Below are 18,306 nucleotides of genomic sequence, written 5' to 3'. Positions count from 1 at the left end.
GCGCACATAGGTCCGATCAAGGCAAAGGTCAATCATTCAGGACGCGGGGGCGGGTCACGCCGGAAAATGTCGCGAAAGATCCCCGGTGTCAGAATCGATAGCGGATTAACTGAAACCTTAGGAGATGTCGCCGTTCCCTCAAGCTGATAGTTAAACCCGACCAGCCCCTCTCCGCGGCGGGCAAAGATCCGGCCGACCGAGTTCACGACATAAAACGGCGAGATCACCCCCTGCATCTGCAATTGTTCGGTGCCAAGGTAATAGTACCCGTCCATCGAGATCCCCATCGAATGCCCCGAGGCCGAGCTTTCGTAAATCGTGACCTTCTCGGGGTCCAACCGGAAGCGGGCATTTACATCGGTAAACGGGATGCCCTGCCCGCCCAACTGCTGCAAAAGTCCGATGACTGAAATCGCCGAGAGGAGCTCGGCCATTGCCGGTGCGTTGTGGACATCAAGGTTGTCGGTGATGGCCAGACTGCCTTCGTAAACGCCCTTTCCACCCGCTGGCGTTAAGATCAGTTCCATCGTGCCGCCCTTGGCCGATTTGAACAAACCCGCTTCACGCATCACCGCGCCCGCGTCGCGTGCATTGATCCTAAAGGCGGTGCCGTTCGGCTGAGGCGCTGCGACACCCTGAATGACCGGTCCGCCCGAGACCCGTCCCTCGAATTGCCCCGACAATCCGTTGGCGCCGCTGGAGAGCGCAGCTTCGAACGGCGTCAGCACAATACCTTCGGACACGATGAGCCGATCCAGTCTGAGGTCGATCGGAGTCTGACCCTGTGCTGTGCCGCGACCTCGGTTCGCCCCAACCGAGGCGCCGCGCAGGTCAATCGTACCACCGTTGACGGTTACCGCCACAGGCACACCTGCGCCACGACCCGTCAACGTCACCTGCGCATCCAGCCACCCGCCCAGCTTGACCCGATCGAACTCTGCCGTATCCAACCCGCCTTCAGGGTGTAGATTGACCCGCCCCGCAGCGGAAAGCCCCGGCGCGGTCACGGCAAGCTGATCGATTTTTGGCACCTGCCCAAGGTCCGCCGTCAGTGTGATCTGCCCTTCAGCATTTTTGCGCTTAGACCAGCCCAAGGCGGCGATGGACAGACCAACGCCCTTCAGATCCCCTTCGAGCGTCAACCGTGGCGGCGCGTCCTTGACCAGCACAATTTTGAAGTCACCTCGCCCTTCGCCTTGAACCGTCCCTTTCGGAAGGCCGACCTTGAAGACCTCCAGCGCCTTGAAGTTCAACGGGAAGCGCCCCGTCACAGACGAGGTCGATGCTGCTTTGCCGTCCGTGAAGGGCAGCTCCCATCGGCCCGAAACCGGCAGGCCAGACAAGCTTCCCTGCCCATCCAGACTAAGCGCAGAACCATCAAAGCGCATGGTCGCCGTGGGCAGTTTCAACTGGTGCCCCGGTACGATCTTGCCGCTTTCGACATTCCGCAGATCTGCGATCAGATCATACTGCATTGATCCGCGCGGCGGCTTGGGTTGCATCTGAACATTAACACGCCCGCGTACCGTTGCGCGCCCAGTGGCCATATCCGGCCCCATCTTGCCGTCACTCTTCCGAAACACCTGGAACGGCTTGGAGTTCAACAGGTGGAGCGCGGCCGTCACCGGGCCCGAGACCGAAAGGTCGACCTCGGCCGGAACGGGTCGGATTGGCAGGTTGGGGTCAGCATCTGCGGGGCGCGGTTTCCCCATTTTTGGGATGACAAATCTGGTCCCACTGATATCCAGAACGCCCGCAATCCGCCCGTCAGTATCCCGCGGGCTCACAATGCCCCGATCCGCCACAACAGACAGACGGCGACCTTCGATTACAAGCCGCCCATCCGCATTCTCGATCGGCTGCATATCCTTCACCGCGCGGATCGACATATCCTGATACGAGGCTGAAAGGTTCAAATGCGCAGGCGCATCCCCCTGCTTACGCCATGCAATTGCGACATCCGTGAAGTGCCCCTCCGACACATTCTCGCGGATCCATTTTCTGACACGCGCACTTCGTGCCTCGGGCCACAGCGCAACAACCTGTTCGGGGGTGACTTTCTCGGCGCGGCTGTCAAAGCCCAAGGACCAGCCATCACGATCCGCCGAGATTCGCCCCGACCCCGCAATATGGCGATCTTCATGGGTGACATAGGCCTGCCCGATATCCACTTCAAAAGGATCAAGACGCAGACGGAAGTCAGCCCCACCCTGTCCCAGTAGAACCGTGTCTTCGAACAGTTCGGATGGATTGATCTCGGCCTCAGACAATTGCACCTGACCGATCAACTCGGTCGGCCACCCCCCTGCCCACCCGCGTAGATAGGCGTGTCCGGCGGCGCGTCCCTGCACCCAATCCGACGACAATGACATTTCCGAGAAATCCATGCGCTCGCGTTCGGGGTCATAGTCGATATCGACCCGACCGCCGTTGAATCGCGCGGGCTTGGCCCCACCCGCGGGCGAAATCGCACCTGCGCCAAATTCCAGGAACCCCGCAAGATCGGAAATCGCACCATCATCGTCAACAACCGTAAGCAGCTCGCCCGAGATCGGCGCATCTACGATCCCCAGAAAGGTCAATAGCGGCGTCTGCGCAGCAATGTCGGCAGACAGTGCATTTTTAAACCGCGCCGTGAACTCGGCCGCGGACGAGCTTTTGGCACTTCGAAACTCAAGCACGGTCTCGGCCAGCGTCTCGGTTTGATTGAAGACATCAAAGGATACCGCCATGCTGACATGCTCGGCGTCCTGCGTGATAACCAGCGCGCCGTCGGTCACCTGCCAGATCCGCCCGGTTCGCGCGTCTTCCAGCGTGATGGTCAGGGCATCTGCGCGGATGACGTCTGTATGAGACAACACGCCATCAGCAAAGATCCGATCAATACCGTCCAGAACACTTGCGAAGTCGCCGCTTGCACCGACCCCTTGCCCGAAGCTCAGCGCAAATGCGCCGTCGGCCTGTCGTCGCACCGTGATCTGCGCCCCCGAAAGTTCAAGCGTCGCGGGCTCGAACCGGCCAGACAGAACCGGCCAGACAAAGACCGAGCCTTCGACCGCATTCAGGCGTCCAATTTCCAATCCCGTCTCGTCACGCACGCCCAGATCGACCAGGCGCAACCGGGGACGGCCGTTTGCCGACACCCCAAGCTCGATCCTTGACAGCGACAAACCGACTGCATCGGATTGGGCGTTCAAACGTTCTTCGACACTACGCGCCACCCAATCGGGCATCGCGACAACCCGTCCCGTCGCGGACATCGACACCAGCCCCAGGAACAACGCCGCTGCAACGAACAGCAAGACCGTCCAGATCCCCGCGCGACGTTTCAATTTACGGGGGGATTTGCGCTCTGAGGCAGACAGCGTCGGGGCTGCTGCCACAGCGGGCCCATCAGGCGCAGCCCGAGATGGGACAACGTTAAGGCGCGCAGCATTGACCTCGGCTGTATCGAATTGCGCTAAACCTTGGCTCTTATGCTTTTCGGTGACTGGTCCTCGGGTCGCAGACCTGTTCGGCTTTTTAGTCCGGAGCGGCCTTCGAAGGCGCAGCAGGGCTTGTTCAATCAATCCACGCAAAGGCAACCTGCGCGCGCTGGCGGCCAGAATGGCGGCCTCGGCCTGCGCGATCATCGCGTCATCAGGTGCCTCATGCCCCAGTGACGCCGCCTTCTGCGCGCCACCTTCCGGGGGCACACCAGTCAGGTCATCATTTGGCGCTTTTTCACTGGTCATTTTGCCTGTCGGACCGACCCTTGCAGCCCCCTGTATTTTCCATCATTCTGCCCAAAACAACACGGCGGCGAAAGGCCTGAATGCACGTAAGTGCCCGGTTTCTCTCGTCCATGTCGGCACATAACCGCAAAATGCCTTGTGCTGGCTCAGAGCCTGTAAAGGCTCTAACGGCTCAACGGAAGGAACTCCAGAAACATGACCTACCCCATGCCCGCCATTGGCGATATCGCGCCGGATTTCACGCTTCCGCAGGATCAAGGAGACCCAATCGCCCTGTCCGCGCTGGTGGGCGCCCCGGTGGTTTTGTTCATCTACCCCAAGGACAATACTCCCGGCTGCACCACAGAAGCACTGGATTTCACCGCCTTTCTGCCCGAATTTCAGGCGCTAGGTGTGCAGGTCTTGGGCGTGTCGAAAGACAGCCTGAAAAAGCACGAAAACTTCCGCACAAAACACGCACTTGGCATTCCGCTGTTGTCCGACGCCGAAGGTGACGTCTGCGAGCGCTATGGCACCTGGGGCGAGAAGAAGAACTATGGTCGCACCTATATGGGCATCACCCGCACCACATTCCTGATTGGCGCCGACGGCCACATCGCACAGGTGTGGGAGAAGGTGAAAGTGAAAGACCACGCCCAAGCCGTGCTGGACGCCGCACGTGATCTGGCAGGCAGAGTATGACCGACCTGTCCAAGCCCTTGGCGCAAATGGCGGACGATGTACTACGGACTGCCGACGGACGTGAAAAGACTGCCCTGGCGCGCAGATATGCGATGGAATGGTTTGCTGCACGCGAGGCCGGTCAGATCACCGCGCCGCTTCACGATCGGGAAGCGGTGATTGGGCAGGCGACACCTCCGGACTTTCCTGCGCGCCCTGAGAAACCCGAGTTGAAAAACCCGCGGGACGTGCCGCGCCGCCGTCCCGGATCGCCTGCGGGACAGATCGCGCTTTTGCATGCCGTCGCACATATCGAACTGAACGCCGTTGATCTGCATTGGGACATCATCGCGCGGTTTACGGACACGCCGATGCCTTTGGGGTTCTATGATGACTGGGTGAAGGCCGCAGACGAAGAAGCTAAGCATTTCAACTTGGTAAGCGACTGTCTTGAGGCTTTGGGCAGCCATTATGGCGCGCTGCCCGCCCATGCAGGCATGTGGCAGGCAGCCGAGGACACGGCCACGGATATTCTGGGTCGCTTGGCGGTGGTTCCGATGGTGCTTGAGGCACGTGGGCTGGATGTGACACCCGGCATGATCGACATCTTCAAGAAGGCCGGGCTGGACGACACGGTCGCGGCACTTGAGGTCATCTATGCCGAAGAGGTCGGGCATGTGGCCTATGGGTCGAAGTGGTTCCATTTCCTCTGCGGCCGCCACGATCTGGACCCGAAAGAGACATTCCACGAACTGGTGCGCACCTATTTCCACGGGGCGCTGAAGCCGCCCTTCAACGAGGAGAAACGGGCCGAGGCGGGCCTTCCGCCTGACTTCTATTGGCCTCTGGCCGAGGAAACGCCGGACCGTCAGCGCGGGACACCGCGCTAGGCTGCACACACCCGCGATAGTAGAGTGTCGACCCATTTCATGACGCCAAATCCTACAGGGCAGGATTCCCTGACCACGCGAAGTCTGCCCTGTTTTCCTAAAATCGGCAGAAAATTGCCCGTTTCCGCGCGACAAGCTAATGAATTTCCCAAATTTTCTTGCGTGATTGAAGGCTCCACGCTAAGCACCTCGGGTCTGACGGCGCGCCGGTAAGAGCAATCATCCGCCGCAGACAAGGGACGTAGGGAAGACACTGGGATTTGCGCATTGCATAACCATCTGATCGCCAAGACCAATCATCTGCTCGAGCGGGTTTTTCCCGAGCAGCGCCTGTTTCTGAGATCTGAAGAAGGGACGCGATTCATCCGCCTGTCTCCTCTGACGCAGGCGCTTGGCTGGACTGGCTCCGCCGCGTTCTTTGCGTGGTCGATCATCGCCACCGCCGTTTTGCTGATGGATTCGATCGGATCGGGCAACCTGCGCGACCAAGCACAGCGTGACAAACAGCTATACGAACAGCGCGTCCAAACCCTGTCCGAAGAACGCGACGCCCGCACTTCGGAAGCGATCGCCGCGCAAGAGCGTTTCAATCTGGCGCTATCGCAGATTTCGGACATGCAAAGCGAGCTACTGGCGTCCGAAGAGCGTCGCCGTGAGTTAGAGACCGGGATCGGGGTCATTCAATCGACGCTTCGCCGCACCATCGGTGAACGCGATGTGGCGAAGGGCAGTCTGGAGCAGGTGCTCGCGGAAGCGCGTGAGAACGCGGACAATGCCACCCCGGGTGCCACGTCCGTCGCCAGCAACGCCACACTGACCTTCATGACGGAAGAGCTGGCCCGCACCGCCGCCGAGCGCGACAAGGTTGCCGCCAGCGCCGCCGAGGCCGAGAAGTTCGCGCAAGACATGATGTACGAGGCCCGCCTGCAGGAAGAGCGGAACGACCAGATCTTCCGTCAGCTGGAAGACGCCGTATCGATCTCGCTTGAACCGCTGGACAAGATGTTCGCCAAGTCCGGCATGTCCGTCGACAATATTTTAGGCCAGATCCGCCGGGGCTATTCTGGTCAGGGCGGCCCCCTGACCCCGCTGATCCTGTCGACCAGCGGCGCGGCCCCCGATCCTGACACCGAACGCGCCAACCGCATTCTGGGCGAGCTGGATCGCATGAACCTGTATCGCATCGCAGCCCAGAAAATGCCCTTTGGCATGCCGGTAAAGTCGGGCTTCCGCTTCACCTCGGGCTTTGGGACCCGCTGGGGCCGGATGCATAATGGCACAGATTTTGCCGCCCCAATCGGCACACCGGTCTACGCACCGGCGGATGGGGTCGTCATTCACGCTGGCTGGTCTTCGGGCTATGGCCGGCTTATCAAAATCCAACACGAATTCGGCATCGAAACCCGTTACGCCCATTTGTCGCGCATGAATGTGCAGAAAGGACAAAGGGTCTCGCGCGGGGATCGAATTGGTGATATTGGAAACAGCGGACGCTCGACCGGGCCGCATCTTCACTATGAAGTGCGCGTGGGCGGTCGTCCGATCAACCCCATGATCTATATCAAGGCAGCACGCGATGTTTTCTAAAAGCAAGATCAACGAACCCGGCCCCAAGGCTGGCGACAAGGATCCCAAATCCGCTGCGGCACCTGCCGCTGACAAACCAGCCATCCCTCCGAAGGCATCGACTCCGCCCGTGCCGTCTTCGACCCCGAAAGCCAAGCCGCCTGCATCGACATTGTCGTCTGACATCGTCATCAAGGGCGATATCAAATCGACCGGCGACATCATCGTCGAAGGCACCGTGGAAGGTGACATCCGCGCCCACCAGCTGACCATTGGCGAAGGCGCCACCGTACGCGGCGAAGTGGTTGGCGACGACGTCGTGATCAACGGCCGCATCGTTGGTCGCCTGCGTGGCCTGAAAGTCCGCCTGACCGCCACCGCACGTGTGGAAGGCGACATCATTCACAAGACCATCGCCATCGAAAGCGGCGCGCATTTCGAAGGCTCGGTTCAGCGTCAGGACGATCCGCTGTCGGGTGGCGCGAAGAAAATTCAGCCCCCGGTGGCCCCTGCCCCTGCTGCTGAAAAAGCTTAAGTCCCGGAAAACGTGGACCAGTCAAAACAAGGGCCGCCTCGTGGGCGGCCTTTGCTATTTCAGAGATGCGTTGCGTTATTCCTCGAACGACATGACTTTCTGATACAGATGCCACGTTGCATGTCCCAACACCGGCAACGCGATGAACAGGCCGAGAAACAGTGGCAGCATCGCAAGAACCATCAATACCGTGACCAAAGCGCCCCAGAAAACCATCGGGACAAAGTTCTGCATCACGGATTGGAACGAATAGATCATGGCCGAGATGAAATCCATCTCGCGATCCAGTAGCATCGGCAGGCTACTTACGGTCAAGGCAAACGCCACAAAGGCCATGATGCCACCAACGACCGTGCCCACGGCCAACATGGTAATCCCGTTGGTGTTTAGCAGCGCATCCTGCCAGTTCGACGTGATATTGGTCATGGGCTGCAGCCCCATGAACAGCATGAACACGATATGCGCCACAAAAATCCAGAACAGAAAGCCCATGATCAGCACCATCGCGATCGACGGGAACTGTCGGTCTTTCTGATTAAACACCACGCCCAGAATTTGCGCCCAATCGAGCGGCGCGCCAGTTTCCAGACGGCGACTGACCTCGTACAGGCCGACGGCCAGAAAGGGTGCAAGGAATGGGAAGCCAAAGGCGACTGGAATGATCCAATAGCTCTGATCTATCACCTTGAATTCAAGAAACAGAACAATCCCGCCCAGCACAAAAAATAGTGCAAAAAACAGCCCGAAGGCTGGCGCGGATTTGAAATCCTGGATTCCTGATTTTAAGGCTGACAGCACATCCGAAATGGAAATGGTTTGGATACTTGGTGGCGGCGAGGCCTCCAAAGTGGTTGCGTCAGACATATTTCCTCCCTGCACGTGTCTTTTATTTGTTTTCGCGCGCAGATCGAGTGTTGCGGGTCAATTTGCATCCGTCAAGTTTATGAATGCGTTAATCTTTCTACCCAACACCCTGATGACAGATCCAAAAAGACGTCAGACCGGAGCGGCGAAAGAACAAAGGCTTGACCCGGATAGGGCGAACAGGCTTTCGTGCGATAGGTTTGGATGGCGCTGCGCCTGCCAGCGGCCACGCGCCACTTATTAGGCAACAGGGATTTTGACATGCCATTTCTGAAAAAGCTCATCGCCATTGGATGCGCAATCTGTCTGACCTCAAGTGCGGCGATGGCAGCTGATTGCGGCAATACATCAGCCGGGTTCGAAGCTTGGAAAGCCAATTTCGCCAAACAAGCGCAGAGGTCGGGTGTTGGCAAACGTGGGCTTCAGGCCCTCGCCGCAACTCGATACTCGTCGACGACCATCAGTGCCGACCGCAATCAGAAATCCTTCCGCTATACGCTGTCCAAGTTCATGCAGATCCGAGGGTCGGCCACGATCGAAGCACAGGGGCGCAAACGATTGGCGCGAAACCCCGAGTTCTATCAGGCGCTCGAGAAACGCTTTGGCGTTCCGGCTGGTGTCCTGTTGGCGATCCACGGGATGGAAACCGGGTTCGGTGGTTTCATGGGCGATACGCCTGTTGTGTCGGCAATCACCACATTGGCTTACGACTGCCGCCGCTCGGACTTTTTCAAGCCCCACGCGATTGGCGCGTTGAAACTGGTGGATCAGGGCACGATCACCGGCGCAACACTTGGCGCCAAACATGGCGAGCTGGGCCATACCCAATTCCTGCCGGGCAATGCCTTTAAATACGGGGTCGATGCCTCGGGCGACGGGCGCGTGGATCTGTACAATCTGGCCGATGCGATGGCGACCACCGCGAATTTTCTGCGCAAGAAGGGCTGGAAACGCGGCAAAGGCTATCAAGAAGGACAGCCAAATTTCCGCGTGATCAAGGAATGGAACGCGGCGACAGTCTATCAGCAAGCCATTGCGATCATGGCCGCGAATATCGACCGGTAAGCCGCCCTGAAAAAACAACGCCCCGGTCAGAGGTTCTGGCCGGGGCATTTTTGTATCTCTTGGTGCGAGATCAGTCTATTGCGTTAGCCTCGGACCGGGATTTTCCAGCCACGTCTTGCGCCAGGACCGATGCCATGAACGCGTCCAGATCGCCGTCCAGTACACCTTTGGTGTCCGACGTCTCGTGCCCCGTGCGCAGGTCCTTCACCATCTGGTACGGCTGCAGCACATAGGACCGGATCTGATTGCCCCAGCCCGCATCGCCCTTGTTTTCATGTGCTTCGTTGATCGCTGCGTTCCGGCGATCAAGTTCCATCTGATAGAGGCGCGATTTCAGCGCCTTCATGGCGATGTCGCGGTTCTGGTGCTGCGATTTTTCCGAGCTGGTGGTGACGATGCCCGTCGGAATGTGGGTGATCCGCACAGCCGAGTCCGTCGTGTTCACGTGCTGACCGCCCGCACCAGACGAGCGATAGGTGTCAATGCGAATATCCGAGGGGTTAACCTCGATCTCGATATTATCGTCGACCACGGGGTAGACCCAGACCGAGCTGAAAGAGGTGTGCCGCTTGGCCGCCGAGTCATAGGGCGAGATCCGCACCAGACGGTGCACGCCGCTTTCCGATTTCAGCCAGCCATAGGCGTTGTGACCGGTAATTTTGTAAGCGGCGGATTTGATGCCCGCCTCTTCACCCGCGCTTTCAGACTGCAGCTCGACCTTATAGCCATGCTTTTCAGCCCAGCGGACATACATCCGTGCCAGCATCGACGCCCAGTCACAGCTTTCCGTGCCGCCCGCACCCGAGTTGATTTCAAGGAAGGTATCGTTGCTATCAGCCTCGCCATCCAGAAGCGCTTCCAGCTCGGCTGCGGCGGCCTTTTTGACCAGCGCCTTCAGCGCTGCTTCGGCGTCCGCGACAACTTCTTCATCCTCTTCCATTTCGCCCAGTTCGATCAGGTCGACATTGTCCTGAAGGTCCTGCGCCATGGATTTATAGCTGTTCACGCTGTCCAGAAGCGACTGACGTTCGCGCATCAGTTTTTGCGCCCGGTCGGGATCATTCCACAGGTCCGGGTCTTCAGTCATCGCGTTGAATTCCTCAAGACGATGTTCAGCCGTTTCCCAACCGATCCGCTGCCGCAAAAGCGCCAGGGATTTCTCGATTGCATCAACGTTGTTCTGAGCCTCTGCCCGCATGGGTGTGTTCCCTGTCCGAAATCTCGTCCCCCGCAATATCAATCAGGGAGCAGATGAGCAAGCGTGGATGGGCGCCCTGCCCCCAATAGAAAGGGCCGCCGAGAAAGATCCCTTTGCGGCCCCATCGCCATGTGAGTGGTGAAAAAGAGGGCGGTCAGCCCTCAGGTCCGCATGGTGATTCCATCCGCGAAGATCTGAAGCTTTGACGGATCAGCTGTCAGGCGTACGGTCTGTCCCTTCAGCTCGCCATGAATGCCGGGAAGCTTGGCGATCATATGCGTCTGGTTGGCGCTGTCCGCGCCTTCTCCTACTGACATCTTGGCCGGGAGATACAGAAGCGACACCTCGCCGAGTGCCTCGACGATCTCGACCTCGCCTTCAAAAATCGCATCCCCCTCTGCCAGCACGAAATCCTCGGGCCGAACGCCCAGATTGACCACCCGGCCCATATCGGCGTCAGTCGAAGCAATCTCGGTCATTGCAACACCACCCGCATCCAGCGTTACCTGCGTTTCATCGCCCGTGGCGGTGATCTTGCCCGGAAGCAGGTTCATCGCGGGCGAACCGATGAACTGCGCTACAAACTCGGTCCGAGGACGTTCATACAGTTCCAATGGGCTGCCCACCTGAGCAATCCCCTTATTGGCCAAAACCACGATGCGATCTGCCAGCGTCATCGCCTCGACCTGATCGTGGGTCACATAGATCATGGTGCTGTCCGGCATCGCCTCTTTCAGCTGCGCGATCTCGATCCGTGTGGCGACCCGAAGGGCGGCGTCGAGGTTCGAGAGCGGTTCGTCGAACAGATAGACCTTTGGGTCGCGCACAATCGCGCGCCCGATGGCGACCCGCTGTCGCTGTCCACCAGACAGCGCTTTGGGCAAGCGGTCCAGATAGGGCTCCAACTGCAGCGCCTTGGCGGCATGGTCCACGGCGGCGTCAATCTCGGGTTTCGACTTCTTCGCGATCTTCAGCGCAAATGCCATGTTGTCGCGCACCGTCATATGCGGGTAGAGCGCATAGGACTGGAACACCATCGCAATGCCGCGCTGGCTGGGCGGCACGTCATTGACGACTTGCCCGTCGATCTCCAGCGTACCATCAGTGATCTTCTCTAGCCCCGCGATCATGCGCAGAAGTGTTGACTTCCCGCAGCCAGAGGGACCAACGAAGACAATCAACTCGCCGGTCTGGATGTCCAGATCAATGTCGTTCAGGACATTCACGTCGCCATAGCTTTTGACAACATCTGTAAGCTTCAGATCGGCCATGGCTACACCTCTTCTTTCTTCATGATCAGCGCGCCCCATGCCGGGATGTCGCCAGTGTTGTCCCCAATCAGCACCTGCCAATCCCCACTGGGACGGTCCGTCGTGATCGGCGCATTGCCAAGATTGAACTGGCATAGGATCCGTTCATTCCCGTGCAGACGTTCGAACTGCAAAAGCGGTCCATGAGCCTCAAGATCCAGCATCTCGCCCTTGGCGAGCGCCGGATGGGCACGGCGAAGCGCGATGACATCGCGATAGTGATGGATCAGCGCATCATTGCTGGCCTCGGCCTGATCGACCGCCATAGGCAGATGCTCGGCGGCAACTGGCAGCCATGTATTGGCAGTAGACGAGAACCCACCTTGCGGGGCCTTGGCCGACCACACCATCGGGGTACGGCATCCGTCGCGGCCTTTGAATTCGGGCCAGAATTCAATGCCGTAAGGGTCTTGCAGGTCTTCGAAGGCGACATCTGCCTCGGCCAGCCCAAGCTCTTCGCCCTGATAGATGCAAGCCGATCCGCGCAGGGACATCAGAAGCGTGGCGAACAAACGCTGCGCCTGATCGGACAGGTTCCAGCGTGTCGCATGGCGGGCGACGTCATGGTTCGAGTAAGCCCAACAGGCCCAGCCATCCGGCGCGACTTCGGCCACTTTGTGCATTACCTCGGCCACACGGGCCGCATCAGGTTGATCGCCCGACAACAGCTCGAACGCATAGCACATCTGCACCAGATCATCGCCGCGGGTGTATTCGCCCATGATTTCCAGCCCGCGTTGGGCGTCGCCGACTTCGCCGACCGCTGCGGCCCCATAGGGCTCCATCTCCGCGCGCAATTTACGCAGGAATTCCAGCGTCTCGGGCCGGTTCTTGTCGTAGAGATGTTCCTGATGGTTATAGGGGTTCACCGCGGGTGCGATGGTGCTGTTGCGATCCTCGGGCGCCAGAGGCGGGTTGTCGCGCAGCTGGGCGTCATGGGTATAGAAGTTGATCGTGTCCAAACGGAACCCATCCACGCCCCGCTCGAGCCAGAACCGCGCCACATCCAGCAGCGCCTCTTGCACCTCGGGTTCGTGGAAGTTCAAATCGGGCTGCGAGGTCAGGAAGTTGTGCAGGTAATATTGCTCACGTTTCCCGTTCCACTGCCACGCCGAGCCACCAAAGATCGACAGCCAGTTGTTCGGCGGCGTGCCATCCGGTTTCGGGTCCGCCCAGACATACCAGTTGGCGCGATCATTCTCGCAGTCCTGACGACTTTCCTTGAACCATGGATGCTGATCCGACGTATGGCTGAGCACCAGATCGATCATCACCTTCAGCCCAAGACCGTGGGCGGTGCTGATCAGCTGGTCGAATTCGGCGAGCGAGCCGAACATCGGGTCCACGTCGCAATAATCCGACACGTCATAGCCGAAATCCTTCATCGGAGACGTAAAGAAGGGCGAGATCCAAAGCGCATCCACGCCCAGCGACGCAATATGCGGCAGGCGGCGGGTGATGCCCGCCAGATCGCCGATCCCGTCGCCATTATCGTCCTGATAGCTACGCGGATAGACCTGATAGATCACCGCGCCACGCCACCAATCGGCGTCCTTGGTTAGGTGTCTCATATCCTGTTGAGAAACGGTTGCGTTCATGTGTCAGCCCCCTTTGACTGATCCGGCCAGAAGGCCGCGCACGAGATAGCGTTGGAGTGAGAAGAAGACAAAGATCGGCACCGCGATCGAGACAAAAGCCGAGGCGGCCAGGATCTCCCAATCGCCACCGCGCGAGCCCAGAAGGTCCACAATGCGACCGGTCATGACCACCTGATCCTCGCCGGTGCCAAGGAACACCTTTGCGACCAGAAGGTCGTTCCAGACCCACAGGAACTGGAAGATCGCGAACGAAGCCAGCGCCGGGAAGGACAGCGGCAGGATGATGCGGCGAAAGATCTGGAAATCGGTGGCGCCGTCGACACGGGCGCTTTCGATAATCTCGCCGGGCAGGCCGACCATGTAATTGCGCAGAAGGAAGACCGCCAAAGGCAATCCGAACCCGGTATGCGCAAGCCATATGCCCAGATAGCCTTTGCCCAGCCCAACCCCGATATGCAGCTTTAGAAGCGGAATGAACGCAACCTGAAGCGGCACGACCAGAAGGCCCACCACGGCAGCGACCAGCAGCGCACGGCCCGGCATTTCCATCCATGCCAGCGCGTAGGCGGCAAAGGCGGCCACAAGCACCGGAATGATCGTGGCGGGGATGGTCACGGTCAGCGTGTTTAAAAGCGAGCGCCCCATGCCCTCGGCAAACAGCACCTCGCGGTAGTTATCCAAGGTAAAGCCCGGCGGCGTCTCGGCCCGCACGAACAGGCGTTGGCCGCGGCTTCCGCTGGGTTCTTCTGCGTATTCAATGCGATAACGCCCATCTGCCTGCACGGTGATCTTATGCCCGCGCGCATGGGTGGCCGTATCTCCGGGCGAAAAGGCCTCGGGCTCTTTCGAGGTGATGCCGAAGGCGGTGACGGTGGTTCCCTGCCCTTCCAGCACCTTCCCTTCGATCACCCACAGATCGCCTTCCGGCTTGGCTTCACCGGGCGCCAAGGCCCGCTCGATCACGTTCTTTTCCGAGGCGGACAAAGCCGTCCACCAGCCCGAGGTCGAAATCGCGTCCCTGTCGCGGAACGAGCTGATCAGCAGCCCAACGGTCGGGATGATCCACAGCAACACCAGCAGCGCCGCCGATAGGTTGACCGCCCATGTCAGGCGGGATTTGCCTCCTGCCATATCCATCAGCGTGACTCCTTATGTGCGTTGTAGATGTTCCAAACCATGACGGGCGTGACCAGCAGCATGATCACCACCACAATGGCCGAGCCGCGCCCGAAATCCGGCGATCCGCGGAACATCCAGTCATACATGAGATTGGCCAAAACCTGCGTGCCCCATTGGCCGTTGGTCATGGCGAACACGATGTCGAAGACCTTCAGAACGGTCACGGTGATCGTCGTCCAGACCACTGCAATCGTGCCCCAGATCTGCGGGATCTTGATCTTGAAGAAGACCTGCAGCGGGCTGGCCCCGTCCAGATAAGCGGCCTCGATCGTTTCTTCGCTGATGCCTTTCAGGGCGGCCGACAAGATCACCATCGCAAAGCCTGTCTGGATCCAAACCAGGATCGCCATCAAGAAGAAGTTGTTCCAAAAGGGCAACGTTATCCACGCCTGCGGATCGCCGCCGAACGCCTGAACCAGCGCGTTCAGAAGACCGATCTGTTCGCCCTGACCCGCGCCGCGATAGTCATAGATGAACTTCCAGATCACTGCCGCACCGACAAAACTGATGGCCATGGGCATGAACACAAGGCTTTGCGCAAGCTGCCCCCACTTGATGCGATCCGTCAGCCCTGCCGCCACCAACCCGAAAAAGGTCGAGGCAGCGGGGACGACGAGCAACCACAGCAAGTTGTTTACAAGACTTTCGCGGAACTTCTCGTCTTGGGCCAGCCATGTATAGTTATCCGCACCGACGAACTGCGCTCGGCTGTCATGCAGAGACAGGTAGAAAGTCGAAAACACGGGATATAGCAGGTAGATCGACAAGATCGCGAGCGCCGGAAACACGAATAGCCAAGGGCGGATGGCATTCGCCCGGTTGATGTTGCGCCCGGCATTGGGCCCTTTTGCCGGAAGCATCCGATCAAGCAGAAGATTTGAGAAATAGAAATAGGCGACACACCCAAACACACCGATAATGATCGTCGCCACTGCAAAGATTGCTTGTTGCATGTCTCCCCCTTCCAACCGAAGCGCTGATCATTCGGTTAGGATAAATCGCCCCGGCGAACGCGCCGCCGGGGTCAGTTTGTTCTGGACCGGGTTACTTGATCGAGTCCCAGGTGGACTGGATGGACGCTGCAACTTCTGCCGCGTCTTTGCCGCCTGCATAGTCCACCATGCCCGTCCAGAAGACGCCTGCGCCAACAGCACCCGGCATCAGGTCCGATCCGTCAAACCGGAACGTGTCTGCGTTCAACAGGATGTCATTCATCTTGGCCACGGTCGGATCCGTGTAAACGCCGGTGTTCACGCCCTTATGCGGGGTCAGGAACCCGGTCTGCGCCATCCAGACCTCATGCGCGATGGGAGATTTCAAGAACTCCATGAAGGCCTGTGCGCCCTTGCTGTCGGACGTAATCGCCCAAACTGTACCCGCGCCCAAGACAGGCTTGCCCAGATCCTTGCCCTCGTAGGCAGGGAAGTAGAAGAAGTCAGCGTCCACGCCCACCTCGGTCCCTTCCGGGAAGAAGCTGGGAATAAAGCTGGCCTGACGGTGCATGTAGCACTGCGGCGGCGAGGCAAACATGCCCTGCGGGCTATCGCGGAAGTCGGTGGTCGCCACAGCCCCTGCCCCGCCCGAGACATAGGCATCATTACGGGCAAACGCGCCGAATTCCTCGATCGCGGCAATCACTTTGGGATCGTCGAATTTCAGGTCGTTGGACACCCACGCGTCATAATCCGCAGGCGTCTGGGTGCGCAGCATCATGTCCTCGACCCAATCGGTGGCCGGCCAGCCGGTCGCCCCGCCGGACCCCAGACCGATGCACCACGGCACACCGCCATCGTCCACAATCTGATCGGTCAACGCCTTCAACTCTTCCATCGACTGCGGCACGTCATAGCCCGCATCCTCGAAGTTTTCAGGCACATACCAAACCAGCGATTTCAGATCGACCTTGTAGAAGAACCCGTAATGGGCGGGATTTCCGTCTTTCCCCGCATAGGTGCCCAGATCAACCCAGCTTTGACCGGCCGCATAGTTGTCACGCACCCAGTCCGCAGTGTCGTCCGGCAACGCCGACAGATAGCCTTTCGACGCCAAATCCGCGGCAAGCCCCGGCTGCGGGAAAACCGCAATGCTGGGCGCGCTGCCAGCTTCGGTATCAATCACGATCTGCTGCTCAAAACTGTCCGAGCCTGAATACTGCACGTCCGCGCCGGTGGCGGCTTCGAAATAGGCGATCACGCTTTCAACCAGCTCTTTGTCCGGGCCAAGCCAGGGACCAAGCACGGTAATCGTCTCGCCTGACAGATCCATCGACTTCAGCGCCTCAAAGCTTTCCCAGGTAAATGCCCCGTCCCCCGGAGCAAATTTCAGATGCCCGTCAGCAAATCCAGCGCCAGCTGACAAAGCCAGCGTGGCAGCGCTTGCATAAAACACGTTCTTCATAATGTCCTCCCACGACATTTCATCGAACCCGATGATGATTGGACCGGAATAACCGGCTGCGCCTTGCGGATCTCCAAATTTCCCAAAGCGCTTTGAATGCCTCACAGTTACCCGTATTCCGATTCCTGTCAACCGATATGTTAGCGCCACCACATTGAGCATTTTTGCCTTTACATAATTGGGTTCTCGGGCATAGCGTAGGGATCAATACCAGTGGCCGCCGGTCAGAATAACCCCTCAAACCGCTTTGGATTCGACGCGCATGACCCTAAAGGAACTCTCTGATCTTCTCGGACTTTCGCCGACCACGGTCAGCCGTGCCTTGAACGGCTATCCCGAGGTTTCCGAAGCCACGCGCAAGAAGGTTGCCGCCGCCGCCCGCACCCATGGATATGCCCCCAACACCCGCGCCCGAGCGCTGGCGACGGGCCGCGCAATGGCCATTGGGCACGTGATTCCGATCAGTGCCAAGCACGAGATGGTGAACCCGATTTTCGCGGATTTCACCGCTGGCGCGGGCGAGGTCTATTCGCGCAACGGCTATGACATGCTCATGTCCGTGGTGTCGGATGACGACGAAGAACAGGCCTATCGCAGCTTTGCCACCAAGCGGAATGTGGATGGGCTGATCATTCACGCACCCAGCCTGAATGACGGACGTATTCCTTTCCTAAACGACCTTGGCCTTCCTTACGTGGTACACGGACGCAGTTCGAACGCGACGGCGCCCTATGCATGGGTCGATGTGAACAACACCCGCGCCTTCCAGCGCGCGACCGAGCTTTTGCTGGATCTGGGCCACCAGCGGATCGCGCTTCTGAACGGGCTGGAGCATATGGACTTCGCCGCCCGCCGTCGCGCCGGATACGAAGCCGCCTTGGCCTCGCGCGGGATCAATCCTGATCCGTCTTTGATGTTTTCTGGCGAAATGACCGAGGCGCAGGGCCATGATCTGACTCGATCTCTTCTGGCGCGGCCGGACCGCCCCACCGCAATCCTTGTCAGCTCGATCATCATGGCCATCGGGGTACGCCGCGGGATCGAAGAGCTGGGCCTGACGCTGGGGCGCGATGTGTCCCTGATCACCTATGACGATGATCTCAGCTATTTCCGCAATGGCACGGACATCCCCGTCTATACCGCCACCCGGTCATCCGTGCGCGAGGCCGGTCGGCGTGCCGCCCAAATGCTGATCGACATCATCAACGGAAAGGACAGCCCGACCGAGCTGTTGCTTGAAGCCGAGCTGACGCTGGGCATGTCCACGGGCCCTGCCCGCCGCGACTAACACCAAAAACATAACTGAAGGA

The 18,306-nt window shown here is 59.2% G+C and carries 14 protein-coding genes; 6 read left to right on the top strand and 8 right to left on the bottom strand.

The features are described from left to right. Nucleotides 1-32: 32 nt before the first annotated feature. Nucleotides 33-3,734 carry an AsmA-like C-terminal region-containing protein gene (locus MWU53_RS03715; protein ID WP_247090637.1) on the bottom strand — a complete coding sequence of 1,234 codons (3,702 nt, stop codon included), beginning with the start codon at nt 3,732-3,734 and terminating at the stop codon, nt 33-35. 195 nt (nt 3,735-3,929) lie between these two features. Between MWU53_RS03715 and bcp the strand changes: the two genes are divergently transcribed. The 4 genes from bcp to MWU53_RS03695 all read left to right on the top strand — a co-directional run bounded on the left by bcp (nt 3,930) and on the right by MWU53_RS03695 (nt 7,385). Next, nucleotides 3,930-4,415: a thioredoxin-dependent thiol peroxidase gene (bcp, locus tag MWU53_RS03710; RefSeq protein WP_247090635.1), complete on the top strand. Its 486-nt coding sequence runs from the start codon at nt 3,930-3,932 to the stop codon at nt 4,413-4,415. Continuing rightward, entirely contained in the window at nt 4,412-5,284 is an 873-nt protein-coding gene (locus tag MWU53_RS03705) for a ferritin-like domain-containing protein (RefSeq protein WP_247090633.1), read from the top strand. Before bcp ends, MWU53_RS03705 begins: the two co-directional genes overlap by 4 nt. 267 nt (nt 5,285-5,551) lie before the next feature. Next, nucleotides 5,552-6,871, top strand: coding sequence for a M23 family metallopeptidase (locus MWU53_RS03700; RefSeq protein ID WP_247090631.1), 1,320 nt, complete (start codon nt 5,552-5,554; stop codon nt 6,869-6,871). After that, the gene (locus tag MWU53_RS03695; RefSeq protein ID WP_247090629.1) at nt 6,861-7,385 is read left to right on the top strand and encodes a polymer-forming cytoskeletal protein; all 525 of its coding nucleotides are present in this window, start codon (nt 6,861-6,863) and stop codon (nt 7,383-7,385) included. The genes MWU53_RS03700 and MWU53_RS03695 overlap by 11 nt, the downstream gene beginning before the upstream one ends. Nucleotides 7,386-7,460: 75 nt before the next feature. Here MWU53_RS03695 and MWU53_RS03690 read toward each other — a convergent pair whose 3' ends face one another. Next, nucleotides 7,461-8,249 (bottom strand): DUF2189 domain-containing protein, encoded by a 789-nt coding sequence (locus MWU53_RS03690; RefSeq protein WP_247090627.1) that lies wholly within the window; start codon nt 8,247-8,249, stop codon nt 7,461-7,463. A gap of 261 nt (nt 8,250-8,510) precedes the next feature. On the opposite strand from MWU53_RS03690, the gene MWU53_RS03685 reads away from it, so the two are divergent. Continuing rightward, nucleotides 8,511-9,314 carry a lytic murein transglycosylase gene (locus MWU53_RS03685; RefSeq protein WP_247090625.1) on the top strand — a complete coding sequence of 268 codons (804 nt, stop codon included), beginning with the start codon at nt 8,511-8,513 and terminating at the stop codon, nt 9,312-9,314. 70 nt (nt 9,315-9,384) lie between these two features. On the opposite strand, the gene prfB is transcribed toward MWU53_RS03685, so the two are convergent. The 6 genes from prfB to MWU53_RS03655 all read right to left on the bottom strand — a co-directional run bounded on the left by prfB (nt 9,385) and on the right by MWU53_RS03655 (nt 16,996). After that, on the bottom strand, nt 9,385-10,512 hold the full coding sequence (gene prfB, locus MWU53_RS03680; RefSeq protein WP_247090623.1) for a peptide chain release factor 2: 1,128 nt from the start codon (nt 10,510-10,512) through the stop codon (nt 9,385-9,387). Between the two features lie 161 nt (nt 10,513-10,673). Further along, nucleotides 10,674-11,783 carry a sn-glycerol-3-phosphate ABC transporter ATP-binding protein UgpC gene (gene ugpC, locus MWU53_RS03675; RefSeq protein ID WP_247090621.1) on the bottom strand — a complete coding sequence of 370 codons (1,110 nt, stop codon included), beginning with the start codon at nt 11,781-11,783 and terminating at the stop codon, nt 10,674-10,676. Nucleotides 11,784-11,785: 2 nt separating this feature from the next. Beyond that, nucleotides 11,786-13,420 (bottom strand): alpha-amylase family glycosyl hydrolase, encoded by a 1,635-nt coding sequence (locus MWU53_RS03670; protein ID WP_247090619.1) that lies wholly within the window; start codon nt 13,418-13,420, stop codon nt 11,786-11,788. Nucleotides 13,421-13,423: 3 nt separating this feature from the next. Next, nucleotides 13,424-14,560 (bottom strand): carbohydrate ABC transporter permease, encoded by a 1,137-nt coding sequence (locus tag MWU53_RS03665; RefSeq protein WP_247091733.1) that lies wholly within the window; start codon nt 14,558-14,560, stop codon nt 13,424-13,426. Next, the gene (locus MWU53_RS03660; protein WP_247090617.1) at nt 14,557-15,552 is read right to left on the bottom strand and encodes a sugar ABC transporter permease; all 996 of its coding nucleotides are present in this window, start codon (nt 15,550-15,552) and stop codon (nt 14,557-14,559) included. Before MWU53_RS03660 ends, MWU53_RS03665 begins: the two co-directional genes overlap by 4 nt. Before the next feature lie 91 nt (nt 15,553-15,643). Further along, nucleotides 15,644-16,996 carry an ABC transporter substrate-binding protein gene (locus tag MWU53_RS03655; RefSeq protein ID WP_247090615.1) on the bottom strand — a complete coding sequence of 451 codons (1,353 nt, stop codon included), beginning with the start codon at nt 16,994-16,996 and terminating at the stop codon, nt 15,644-15,646. A 262-nt stretch (nt 16,997-17,258) separates the two neighbouring features. Between MWU53_RS03655 and MWU53_RS03650 the strand changes: the two genes are divergently transcribed. After that, nucleotides 17,259-18,284, top strand: a complete 1,026-nt coding sequence (locus tag MWU53_RS03650; RefSeq protein WP_247090613.1) for a substrate-binding domain-containing protein — start codon at nt 17,259-17,261, stop codon at nt 18,282-18,284. Nucleotides 18,285-18,306 lie beyond the last annotated feature (22 nt).

Source organism: Aliiroseovarius sp. S1123 (assembly GCF_023015885.1).
Taxonomy (GTDB): Bacteria; Pseudomonadota; Alphaproteobacteria; order Rhodobacterales; family Rhodobacteraceae; genus Aliiroseovarius.
The sequence above is the reverse complement of the archived record's forward strand: the minus strand, read 5'-3'. Positions and strand labels throughout refer to the sequence as shown.